Origin of the sequence: Burkholderia sp. AU38729 (genome assembly GCF_020419725.1) — a bacterium.
Lineage (GTDB): Bacteria > Pseudomonadota > Gammaproteobacteria > Burkholderiales > Burkholderiaceae > Burkholderia.
Genome location: NZ_JAIZQO010000006.1, coordinates 335573 through 347671, shown reverse-complemented (window position 1 = coordinate 347671; position 12099 = coordinate 335573). Strand labels below are relative to the sequence as shown.

Annotated in this window: 7 protein-coding genes; 2 read left to right on the top strand and 5 right to left on the bottom strand. The window is 64.3% G+C overall.

The features are described from left to right. Positions 1–467: 467 nt before the first annotated feature. Both LGM56_RS18400 and LGM56_RS18395 read left to right on the top strand, forming a co-directional pair. Positions 468–2291: an acyl-CoA dehydrogenase gene (locus LGM56_RS18400; protein ID WP_226206216.1), complete on the top strand. Its 1824-nt coding sequence runs from the start codon at positions 468–470 to the stop codon at positions 2289–2291. Between the two features lie 54 nt (positions 2292–2345). After that, positions 2346–3530: an acetyl-CoA C-acyltransferase gene (locus LGM56_RS18395; RefSeq protein ID WP_226206215.1), complete on the top strand. Its 1185-nt coding sequence runs from the start codon at positions 2346–2348 to the stop codon at positions 3528–3530. A gap of 229 nt (positions 3531–3759) precedes the next feature. Here LGM56_RS18395 and LGM56_RS18390 read toward each other — a convergent pair whose 3' ends face one another. The 5 genes from LGM56_RS18390 to LGM56_RS18370 form a co-directional block, all read right to left on the bottom strand. Beyond that, positions 3760–5382, bottom strand: a complete 1623-nt coding sequence (locus tag LGM56_RS18390; RefSeq protein WP_226206214.1) for a long-chain-fatty-acid--CoA ligase — start codon at positions 5380–5382, stop codon at positions 3760–3762. A gap of 490 nt (positions 5383–5872) precedes the next feature. Beyond that, complete coding sequence (locus LGM56_RS18385) at positions 5873–7000, bottom strand: porin (RefSeq protein WP_226206213.1); 1128 nt, start codon at positions 6998–7000, stop codon at positions 5873–5875. A gap of 137 nt (positions 7001–7137) precedes the next feature. After that, on the bottom strand, positions 7138–10278 hold the full coding sequence (locus tag LGM56_RS18380; RefSeq protein WP_226206212.1) for an efflux RND transporter permease subunit: 3141 nt from the start codon (positions 10276–10278) through the stop codon (positions 7138–7140). Next, on the bottom strand, positions 10275–11393 hold the full coding sequence (locus LGM56_RS18375) for an efflux RND transporter periplasmic adaptor subunit (RefSeq protein ID WP_226206211.1): 1119 nt from the start codon (positions 11391–11393) through the stop codon (positions 10275–10277). The genes LGM56_RS18380 and LGM56_RS18375 overlap by 4 nt, the downstream gene beginning before the upstream one ends. A 29-nt stretch (positions 11394–11422) precedes the next feature. After that, positions 11423–12028, bottom strand: coding sequence for a TetR/AcrR family transcriptional regulator (locus tag LGM56_RS18370; protein ID WP_226206210.1), 606 nt, complete (start codon positions 12026–12028; stop codon positions 11423–11425). Positions 12029–12099 lie beyond the last annotated feature (71 nt).

Here is a 12099-nt window from a genome sequence, read left to right as displayed (position 1 = left end):
GACACGTGCTTCGATCCCGGCCCGTGCCCTGTTTTCCTTGCGTCCTTCACCCTGGTTCCGGTCGAGTTCCGACCGGAACCAGGGATGGATCACACACCGCATGACTGCGTCGAATCGACCGCACCTCTTTCAACGACGGACGGTTCGGAAAGCGACGGGTTAACCACGATCGACCGTCGATGAACACCATGCTAATTTCATCGGCCACATGACTTGGTCATTTGATCAACATTGGTATGGATATGCCGTCCCCCTGGAAACCACGTGAATCGCTCCATGCATGCCGCCTCCGGATATGCGTGATCGATCACCCCGATGTCGTGGCGGAATGGACGATGCCGATCACCCCATGATGTCCTCCAGCGTCTCCCATCTCGATCGCTTCGAACCCATAATTTCGCATTCCGGAATTTATTGAAGCGATTCGAAATCGCGCCAAGACACCAGATACACACTCATTCGATGCCATGACTAGCGAACTCACCCTTTCCCGCCGCGACGTGGAGTTCATTCTTTTCGACTGGCTGCAGGTCGAATCGCTTACCCATCGGCCACGATTTGCCGGGCAGGACCGCTTCGACTACACCTCCGTGCTGGATGTGTACGAATCGCTTGCCACGGATCTCTTCAAACCGCACAACAAGAAGAACGACAGCAACGAACCCGCATTCGACGGAGAACGCGTCACCATCAACCCGGAAGTGGGGGTCGCATTGCGCGCATTTGCGGCCGCCGGCCTGATCAGCGCGTCGTTCCCGAACGAGTGGAACGGCATGAGCCTGCCGAGCACCGTGGAGCGGGCCGGCATGGCGTATTTGCTGGCAGCCAATCCGGGAACCGCGGGCTACGCCTTTCTCACGATCGCCAACGCCAATTTGCTGATGGCCCACGGCGAGCGCGACCGGGTCGAGCCCTACGTCAAGGCCATGGCGGAAGGGCGATGTTTTGGCACGATGTGCCTGTCGGAGCCGCAAGCCGGGTCGAGTCTTGCCGATATCCGCACGCGCGCGGTTCCGAGCCGGGACGGCCGCTACCGCCTGTTCGGCAACAAGATGTGGATCTCCGGCGGCGATCACGAGATTGCCGAGAACATCGTCCACCTGGTACTGGCCAAGATTCCCGATGAAAACGGCCAGCTTCCTCCTGGCATTCAAGGGATATCGCTCTTCACCGTCCCGCGCAAGTTGATCGACGCCGACGGGCTGCCTGGCGAGCGAAACGATGTCGTACTCGCCGGCATCAATCACAAGATGGGGTACCGCGGCACCGTCAATTGCCTGCTGAACTTTGGTGAGGGTCGCTACCGCCCGGAAAGCGAAGCGGGCGCCATCGGCGAGATCGTCGGCGAGCCCGGCAAAGGCCTGGCCTACATGTTCCACATGATGAACGAGGCGCGTATCTCGGTCGGCCTCGGCGCCGCCGCGATCGGCTATACCGGCTACCTTCACTCGCTGGACTACGCGAAGACGCGCCTGCAGGGCCGGACACGCGGAGACCGATCGCCCGCGTCGGGACAGGTCCCCATCATTCGTCATGCCGATGTCCGGCGCATGCTGCTCGCGCAAAAGGCCTATGTGTCGGGGGCACTCGCGTTGTGCCTGTATGCGGCTCGACTGAGCGACGATATCCATTCGCAGGAAGACGCCTGCGACCGCGAGGACGCGCATGGCCTGCTTGACCTGCTCACGCCCGTCGTCAAGAGCTGGTCGTCCCAATGGGGTCTCGTCGCCAACGATCTCGCCATTCAGGTTCATGGCGGCTACGGTTACACGCGCGAATACAACGTCGAACAGTTCTATCGCGACAATCGGCTCAACCCGATACATGAAGGCACATTCGGTATCCAGGCGCTCGACCTGCTGGGTCGAAAGACGCGTGCAAACGGCGGCGCCGCGATGAAGGCGCTCGACCGGAAAATCGCCGCGACGGTGTTCAAGGCACGGTCGATCCGTCCGCTCCATGGCCATGCCGACACGCTCGAATGCGCGTGGGAGCGCGTCCGACTCGTCACCCACGCGCTGCACCGGCTCGACGACCCGGAGCTCCAGCTGGCGAATGCGGCGGCCTACCTCGAAGCATTTGGCCATGTCGTCGTCGGCTGGCTTTGGCTCGATCAGGCGCTCGTGGCCAACACGCTCGAGAGCGGCCCCACCGGCAGCGACTTCCATCGCGGCAAGCTCGCCGCGTGCGACTACTTCTTCGGGTGGGAAATGCCCAAGGTGGCCGCGTGGCTGGCGGTGCTCAATCCCGTGGAAACCACGCCCCTGACGATGCCGGAGCATTGGTTCTGACCCGTGCGCGCAGCCTCCATTTCGTTGCTTTCGTTTAATTCATGAGGATGTCATATGATTGATGCCGTCATCGTTTCTACCGCGCGCACGCCGATCGGCAAGGCCTATCGTGGCGCATTCAACCTCACGCACTCGCCCACCCTGCTCGGTCACGCGATCCGGCATGCCGTGCTGCGCGCCGGGATCGAACCGGATCGCATCGAGGACGCCGTCATCGGTTCGGTGCTCAACGCGGGTACCGCCGGCAACAATGTCGCCCGACAAGGTGTGCTGGCGGCCGGGCTGCCTGCTTCGGTCGGCGCGCAAACGCTTGACCGGCAATGTGCGTCGGGCCTGATGGCGATCGCCACGGCCGCCAAACAGATCATGTGCGACGGGATGCAGGTGGTGGTCGCGGGCGGCCAGGAAAACATCTCGGCGGTACAGACGCGCTACTTCGAGTGGACGCGCGCCGACCAGGATCCCAACGTGCTGGCCGCGCAGCCCGCCGCCTACATGCCGATGCTCGAGACCGCCGAGTTCGTTTCCCGCAAATACGGGATCGCGCGGGACGTGCAGGATCAGTACGCGCTCGATTCCCAGCTGCGCACTGCCGCCGCACAAAAGGAAGGCCGCTTCTCGGACGAAATCGTCCCGATCACGACACAGATGCTGGTCGTCGACAAGGCGACCGGCGAAACGTGGCGGAGGGAGGTCACGCTCTCGCAGGATGAGGGGAATCGTCCCGGCACGACGCTCGAATCGCTCGCCGCGCTCGCACCGGTGATTGACGGTGGCGTGGTGACCGCCGGGAACGCCAGCCAGCTGTCGGACGGTGCAAGCGCCTGCGTGCTGATGAACGGCAAGACCGCCGAACAGATCGGCGCAACGCCCCTCGGCATCTATCGCGGCATGACCGTCGTCGGCAATGCGCCCGAGGAGATGGGCATCGGCCCCCTCTACGCGATCCCCAAGCTCCTGAAGCTTCATGGCCTGACAGTCGACGACATCGGACTGTGGGAGCTCAACGAGGCATTTGCCTGCCAGGTGCTGTACTGCCGCGACAAGCTGGGAATCGATCCGACCCGATACAACGTCAACGGCGGCAGCATTTCGATCGGCCATCCGTACGGGATGACGGGCGCCCGCCTGGTTGGACACGCACTGATCGAAGGCAAACGACGCGGCGCGCGCTACGTCGTCGTATCGATGTGCGTGGGGGGCGGCATGGGGGCAGCCGGCTTGTTCGAAGTCGTCTGACGAAACGCGCCTTTACCCGCAGCACGAATGGGGCGGCAGCCCCGCTCTTGCGGGCCTTGCCTACGTTTCCGCGGATGCTTGAGCGGACCTTGTGTCGCCAGCGCGCCTGATGCGCCATCGCACCAGGCGCCGACGCGCGCCGGATTTTTTCCGCGCTGCCATTCACGTGCCGGTTAGGAGACGGGTGATGCCGGCCACTCAATCTCCCGGCATCACCTCGGTCACCACGTCAATTGTTCAACACCCGCAACTCGCGCCGGAGGATCTTCCCGACGTTGCTCTTTGGCAGGCTGTCGCGAAACTCGATGCTTTTCGGGCGCTTGTAACCCGTCAGCTGGCCTTTACAGAACGCCATCAGGTCTTCGAACGTCAACGCCGGATCCTTCCTGACCACGAACAGCTTGACGGCCTCTCCGGAATGCTCGTCGGGCACGCCGATCGCCGCGACCTCGTATACGCCGGGGTGGTTGGCGACGACCTCTTCGATCTCGTTCGGGTAGACGTTGAAACCGGACACGAGAATCATGTCCTTCTTGCGGTCGACGATTCGCACGAAGCCCGCTTCCGAGATCGACGCAATATCACCCGATCTGAAGAAGCCGTCCGCGGTCATCACCTTCGCGGTCTCGTCCGGCCGCTGCCAGTAACCCGCCATCACCTGCGGGCCACGAATGCACAGCTCTCCGGCTGCGCCGGGCGGCAATTCGTTGCCGTCGTCGTCCCGGATCGACACTTCCGTGGAAGGCAACGGCAGGCCGATGGTGCCGTTGAACTCACTCCCGGTCACGGGATTGACCGCGACGCAAGGTGATGTCTCGGACAGCCCGTATCCGTCGATGATCGGCGCGCCGGTCATCTCCTTCCAGCGCCTGGCGACGGCTTCCTGCGTGGCCATCCCGCCACCGCTGGCCAGCAGCAGATTGGAGAAATCGAGACGCGGGAATTCAGGATGATGGAGCATCGCGTTGAAGAGCGTGTTGACGCCCGGAAAATTCGTGACCTTGTATCCGGCGAGCGACTCGATCATCCCGCCGATGTCCCGCGGATTCGGCACCAGTACGGAAAGCGCACCCATGTGAATCGTCAACAGGCAGCAAACATTGAGCGCAAAGATGTGATAGAGCGGAAGTGCAGCCACCGTGATGAGCTGCGTCACGTCAGGGCGCAAATCGCGAGCCGGTTTGAGCCAGACGTCCGACTGCACTACATTCGCGACGATGTTCCGATGCAACAGCGTCGCGCCTTTCGACACCCCGGTTGTCCCGCCCGTATATTGGAGAAAAGCGATATCGTCCGGCGACTGGGAAGCCGGTACGAATGTGCCCCGACGTCCCTCCTCGATCGCGTCGTCAAATGTCGTATACGGGCTCGGCTTCCGTTCCGCGCCGGAAGCGTTGCCCTGCGCGACAACCAGCGCATGCTTCACCTGCGTGTGCGCAAGGATGGCATCCAGCGTTGCCGTGCAGCCGTCAAGAATGACGATCGCCTCCGCGCCGCTGTCATTCAGTTGGTGTTGCAGCTCGCGGGGCGTATAGAGCGGGTTGACGTTGACGACAACGTAGCCGGCGCGCAACACCGCACAAATCGAGATCGGGTACTGCAACACATTCGGCATCATGATGGCGACCCGCGCACCCCGCTCGAGGCCGCGTGACTGCAGCCACGCGGCCAGTGCTCGGGACATCACGTCGAGCTCACCATAGGTGATCTGCTTGCCATCGCACGCAAACGCCGGCTTCGCGTGAAACCTGCTGAAGCTTTGTTCGATCAACGCAGTGATGTTTCGATACGCGCTTGAATCAAGCTCTGCCGGAACCCCCGGCGGATAGGCATCAAGCCAGATCTTTTCCATACCCAATCTCCTCTGTCCCGTTTGAATAATTGCGCGACGCCAATCTCCTCATCACGCGCGTGAATATGCCGGGACGCCTCGAACACGCGAGACACATCCCTCGTCGCAACGATAGGGCTGCGTGGTCGGCCGACAGTCAGCGGCGCCGTGGATCACGTTGTCGGCAGACAGTTGACGGGCGACGGCCACCATCCGTTTGTTTCGCCTTCATCGCACCCTGCTTGGCAGGCAAATTCTTGCCCCCCGAGACGCGACTTCCGAATCAGGGGGCTACACCAAAACTGGTCAAATGATATGGTCATTTGACCATACAGGGAAACTTGCGGCAACTTGGTAGTTGCACGAGGCTGCGACGCGGGATCTGTCGACGCCATACTCGAACCGAAACACGGATCGTCGGTGTTGAAGTTCGTCGAGGTTGCGCGAGGCGTCCATTAAAACGCGAATCGTGCCCGTTTGTTCCGCCCATGCGGAACGACCGCCGTGACGCTTAGAAGCGGTGACGCAGGCCAACCGTTGCCGCAGTCTGGCTGACCTTCGAGGTCGGGAACGCGTTGATATCGCCGTTGTAGATCGACGAACCCAAACCGGCACCCTTCGTACCACGCTGATACACCATCTGAGCGTAGACGTCCGTACGCTTCGACAGGAAGTAGTCGGCTTGCACGCCGAACTGATTCCAGTGCGTGCTGTTACCGTTCAGTTTCGCATTCGTATACGTATAGGCTGCGCCCAGGCCGAGAGCCGCCGTGAGGTTGTACTTCGCGTTGACTTCGTAGTTGTCGGCGCGCAGCGTACCGGCACCGTTCGTCTGGTTATCGAGGCGCGATTGCGTCCATGCCGCGCCAACCAGTGCCGGGCCAAATGCATACGTTGCCGCGATGCCATACGTGCGGCTGCGGCCCTGGATTCCGTATGCAGTGCCATTGATCGAATCGACCGACGGGTTCACCGCGCCCGTCGCGGACAGACCGGCGTTGTTCGCTTGCGAGTACGCCGCACCCAGCTTCAGACCTTCAAACTGGTACGACACGCCGGCGCTGTATGCGCGGTTGTTCGCAAAGTTCGTGCTGTTCGAGAACGAGTACGTGCCGCCGAACTGCAGACCGGCATAGTTCACGCTCGTGTACTTGATCGTGTTGTTCAGCGCGACGTCGCCGTTCGTGCTCAGGCGGTCATTGTTCAGCGGGTGCGCGAAGTACGTGCCGCCCCACGAGCCCGTTGCCGTCAGCGGTGCCAGGTAGTCTTGCGTCGCGTCGTATTGCTTGCCCAGCGTGACCGTGCCGTACTGGCTCGACAGGCCGACGAAAGCCTGGCGGTTGAACATGCCGCCGTTGCCGTTCGCGAACTTGCCGTTACCGAGGTTGAAACCGCTTTCCAGCGTGAAGATTGCCTTCAGGCCGCCACCGAGATCTTCCGAGCCACGCAGGCCGAAACGGCTCTGGTCAATGCCCGAGCCCATCGAGAAGCGCGACTTGCCTTGGCCTGATGCGGTCTGGACGTTGCTTTGATAGGTCAGGCCCGCGTCCAGCACGCCGTACAGCGAGACGCTGCTTTGCGCGTGTGCGACGGTGGAGAACGATACTGCAGCTGCTGCAGCGATCAGCGTCTTGTTCATTCGTGAAGCTCCATTCAAAAAAAGAGGCAGGTCTCGCGACCTCGTTCATAAAAAATCGGGAGGACCTTGTCCTGTTGGTCACCCCCGGGTTCCAATGCGCCCGCATCGACGGGCGCTATAGGGTCAGGCGATCCGTTTCAACATTTCCCGGGCGCATCGACGGCGCCGGAACCGAAGAACTTCCGGCTCCAGCCGGACAGCCTGTCGCTGAACAGCAGTTCGTACAGCACCGGCACCATGCCGAGCGTGATCAGCGTCCCGAGCAGCAGCCCACCCATGATGGTGACGGCCATGCCGGTCCATAGCGTGCCGGCGAACAGCAGCAGCGGAATCAAGCCGGCGATGCAGGTCAGCTTGGTCATCACGATCGGCCGCAGGCGCGCCACGGCCGCGGCGACGACCGCTTCGCGGCGCGATTTGCCGGCCGCCAGCTCGACCTCGATACGCTCCAGCAGCAGCACCGCGTTGTTGACGATGATCCCGGCCAGCGACAGCAGGCCGAAGTTCGCCATGAATCCCAACGGTTCGCCGGCGATGATCAGCGCGGGCCCGACGCCGATCATCGCGAACGGAATGATCCCGACGATCAGCAGCAGCTTGCGGAACGAGCCGAACTGCCAGGTGAACAGCACCAGCATCGCGACCACCGCGTGCGGCAGATACTCGCTGAGCGCCACGTTGGCCTCGGCGGACTCCTCGATTTCGGCGCCCAGCTCGATCCGGTACCCCGGCGGCAACGCGATCCGGCCGATGGTCGGCGCGAGCTGATCGACCGCCTGCTGCGCGGTGCCGTGGGCATTGCGGCCCTTCACGGTGAGCGTGCGCATCAGGTCGCGGCGTCGAATCGTCGACGGCTCGGTATTCAACGTGACCGTCGCGACCGCGGACAGCGGAACCGGCGCGCCGCCCGCAGCCGGATGGATCAGCGTATTGGCGAGATCTTCGGGCCGCGTGCGCTCGGCTTGCGCGCCGCGCACGACCAGCGGCACCAGCGTATCGCCGTCTCGCAACACCGACACGTTGACGCCGGTATAGCGCGTGGCCAGCGCCGTGGAGATGTCCTCGCTGCTGACGCCCAGTCGCCGTGCCTTGTTCTGGTCGATCTCGACGTCGACACGCGGCACGCGCGGCCCCCAGTCGTCGTGGATCTGCACGATGCCCGGCTCGGTATGCAACGCCGCCTGGATCTTGCGGCCGATCTCGCGCAGCACGGCTTCGTCGGGACCCGACACGCGATACGCCACCGTGCCGGCGTCGTGGGCGCTGCGCGAGAAGCGTTTCGCATCGGTTCGCACTTCGGGATGGTGTTGCGTCATCCACGCCTGGGTTCGCGCGATCACGGCGTCGAGATCCTGCGGCTTCGCGACGCTGACCGTGACGTAGCCGATATGCGACGCAGGCAGCGGCGGATTGAGCACCAGGACGACACGCGGGCCGCCGTCGGCGACATAGCCGATGCTGGTCGTCACCTCGGGATTGCGCTTGCGATCGTCGAGCCAACGGCTCAGGTCGCGGACCACGTCGCGCGTGAGCCGTGCATCGCTCCCGGGCTGCAGCTCGAGTTCGACCTGGAACTGCGGCCGGTCGGAAGCCGGCAGGAACCCGGCCGGACGCGTGGCCAGGATCGCGAGCGCACCGACCAGCAACGCAGTCATCACGACCAGGAACCGCCCCTTGTGGTCAAGCACGCGGCGAATCAGGCGCGCATAGGCACCGTAGAAGCGGCTTTGCTTGACCGTCGCGTCGGCATCGTGCTCGTGCGCATCGCCTCCGCCGTGATGGCCGGATTTCAGGAAGAAATAGCAGAGCAGCGGCGTCACCGTCAGACAGAGCAGCCACGACCCGAGCAGCGACAGCGTGAGCACGACCACGAGCGGGCGCAGGTATTCGTTGGTGGCGGTGTCGCCGAAGAAGAACGGCGAGAACGCGAAGATGATGACCAGCGACGACGTCAGCAGCGGGATCGCCAGCGTACGGCCTGCTTCGACGCACGCGTGACGGCGCTCCTCGCCCGCGGCGAGGCGGCGTTCGACGTCCTCCGCGATCACGATGCCGTTGTCGACCAGCAAGCCCAGCGCGATGATGATCGCGGCCATCGACACGATGTGCAGTTCGATGCCCAGCGAGCGCATCACGAGCAGCGTGGCCAGGATGGTCAGCGGCACGATGCCGCCCACCACCACGCCGGCGCGCCAGCCGAGGAACAGCACGACGACGATCATCACGATCACGATCGTCTCGATCATCACCTGGTTCATGCGGCCCATTTCCCGCTCGACCACGTCCGCCTGGAAGGTCACGTAGTCGAGCGAAAAACCGGCGGGCAACTGCTGCTTCAATTCGTCCAGACGCGCACGCAGCGCCTGGCCGACCGCCTTGACGTTCTGGCCTTTGCGCATCGAGATGCCGAGGACGACCGCGTCTTCGCCGCGGAAGATCGCCGCGGACTCGGGCGGGTCGACGGGCCGGACCTGCACCTGCGCGATGTCGCCCAGGCGCACGGTGCCCGGCGCGGCTTCCGCGCGCGCGCCGGCCGGCGGCACGGTGAGCGTGAAATCCTGCAGCGCCTGCAGCGAGCGGATTTCGCCGGAGCTGACGACCGCGCTGTTCAGGCCCGACACCACGAGCCGGCCGCCGGACTGCACGACGTTCTGCTTCTGCAGCTGTTGCATGACCGACGCGGTGGACAAATGCAGCCCCGCCATTCTGGCGCGGTCGAATTCGATATAGACGCGCTCCTCCTGCAGCCCATGAAAGCTGACGCCCTGCACGCCCGGCACGCGGTACAGCCCTTCGCGCAGCAGCTTCAGCGGTTCGCGCATCTCGCTCATCGAAAAACCCGGCGCGGTCACCGCGATGGACGCGATCGCCACGCGGCCGAAGTCGTCGTCGATCTGCGGAGGCAGCGTGCCGGCCGGGAACAGCGGCACCGCTTCTTCGACCTTGGCGCGCATGCGCTGCAACACCGGCATCAGTGCATGCACGTCTTCACGCAACGAAACCTGGAGGATCACGCTGCCGTCACGCACGGTGCTCGTGACGTGCTTCAGTTCGTTCAATTGGCGCAGGCGCTCCTCCACCGGGCGGGCGACGAGTTGCTCCATCCGCTCGGCCGGCACGCCGGGGTTCGCGACGAACACCAGCGCGTCGCGAACGGTCGTGGAGGGCTCCTCCTGGGACGGGAACGTGAGGAACGTGAACGCGCCGGTCACGAGAATCAGCAGCGCGACGAAGAAGGTGAGCCGGCTGGAATTGAGTGCGGCCTGGGTCAGCTTCACGAGCGCGCTCCCTGCAGAAGGGTCTGCGCCCGATACGTGACGACGGACTGGCCCTCGTTCAGGACGGAAGTCCCCGCGACCACGACCTGCTCGCCGGCGCGCAGGCCTTGCGTCACGGCGACGCGCCCGCCCGGCAGCAGCTGCCCGCCCGTGCGGATCGCGCGACGCTTCAGCGTCTGGCTGGCGCCGTCGATGACGAAGACGCTGCCGCGGCCGGCTTCCGTGCCGGCCATGACGGCGGCCGCCGGCAGCGTGATGTCATGCGCTTCACCGCGCGGCAGCGCCACGGACAGCACGCCGCCGCTGCGCAGCCCGGAAGGGGTGCCCTGGACCCGGAAGATGGCTTGCACCAGCGAGCCGTTGTCGCTCCGGCCGGACAGCCGTTCCATGGTCAGCGTCACGCGATCCGTGCCGCTGACCGCGTGGGCTTCGGCGCCGGGTGCAAGCGTCGCGGCGATCGTGTCCGGCAGCATCACGACGGCTTCCAGCGCGCGGCCGGCTTCCATCTGCAGCACGCGCTGGCCTGCGGCGACATCCACGAACGGCTGGACCTGACGCGCGACGATTTCGCCGTCGAACGGCGCCGTGATGCGCGTGAACGCGAGATCGCGCCGAGCGCTCGCCACCGCGGCCTCCGCGACACCCAGCTGGCTCGCGGCCTGCTGATGCGATGCCTGTGCGGCCTGCAACGCGGGCGCGGAAATGATTCCGTCGCGGGCGAGTTCCTCCTGCTGACGCAGGTGGGTGCGACGCTCGGCCAGGGTCGCGACGGCGGCGGCACGATCGGCCGTCGCCTTGTCGAGCCGCCAGCGTGCCGGCGACTCGTCCAGTCGCGCGAGCACCTGCCCGGCCCGGACGCGATCACCCACGTCGACCAGCATCGCGACGACACGGCCCGACGACTCGAAGCCGAGGTCGGTGCGCTGACGCGCGCGCAGCGTCGCGACGAACGTGTCGGCATGTGCCTGGCCGGCACCGCCGGCCACTTCGACCTTGACGGGCCGCGGTACGTCGGCAACCGGCGCGGCGGATGGCTGACATGCCGACAGCAGCGTTGCCGAGACGAGCGCGCAGAGTACCAGCCTGCCCGCTTGAGGCATGGAACGGGAATGCATCGTAAAACCTTCGAAATGAATGAGGGAGCTCAGGGAAGCTTGCGAATCGCGCTTTCCAGCGTGTCGCGCAACACTTGGCGCTGCTCGGGCGTGAACCGGTGCAGATTGAGCAATTCGAGCAGGGCGATGCCGTCGAGGGCGACGACCAGCGCGAGCACCTGCCCCGCATCGGGGCCGCTTTGCGCGACCCGTGCATAGCTGCGCGTGTAGAAATCCCGCACGGGACCGGCCAGATGCGGATACAACGACGTGGCGGCCAGCAGGTTGGCCAGCAGCAGGCGGCGGTCTTCCGGCATGTCGAAGGTCAGCTTCGACAGTTCGGCCAGCGACGACTTCAACGGCTTCGCGGAATCGTCCGCCTCACGCGCGTCACGCGTGTCACGCGTGTCACGCGCCTCCTGCGCCCGCAGGTCCAGCATGTCCAGTTCGCCGACCACCCGCTCGATCAGCGCAGCCAGCAAGTCGTCGCGCGTTTTGAAATGGTAGACAAGGCCCGCTTTCGTGACCTTCGCGGCAGCGGCCACGGCTTCAATGGTCAGGTTCTGGATACCCTGGCTGGCCACGAGCTCGGCCGCGGCATCGAGAAGACGGTCGCGTGAACTGCTGCGGCCGGCTCGTCGCTCGGAAGTCGACATGGTGCATCTCCTTGGGATTGAAACTAAACTATACGTACAGTATAGTTTCATGAACTCCATGTCAAGACTCA

Excerpts from the sequence above, each read along its gene's own strand:
- LGM56_RS18385 (WP_226206213.1), bottom strand. The coding sequence starts at position 7,000 with ATGAACAAGACGCTGATCGCTGCAGCAGCTGCAGTATCGTTCTCCACC.
- LGM56_RS18395 (WP_226206215.1), top strand. The coding sequence starts at position 2,346 with ATGATTGATGCCGTCATCGTTTCTACCGCGCGCACGCCGATCGGCAAG.
- LGM56_RS18400 (WP_226206216.1), top strand. The coding sequence starts at position 468 with ATGACTAGCGAACTCACCCTTTCCCGCCGCGACGTGGAGTTCATTCTT.
- LGM56_RS18390 (WP_226206214.1), bottom strand. The coding sequence starts at position 5,382 with ATGGAAAAGATCTGGCTTGATGCCTATCCGCCGGGGGTTCCGGCAGAG.
- LGM56_RS18375 (WP_226206211.1), bottom strand. The coding sequence starts at position 11,393 with ATGCATTCCCGTTCCATGCCTCAAGCGGGCAGGCTGGTACTCTGCGCG.
- LGM56_RS18370 (WP_226206210.1), bottom strand. The coding sequence starts at position 12,028 with ATGTCGACTTCCGAGCGACGAGCCGGCCGCAGCAGTTCACGCGACCGT.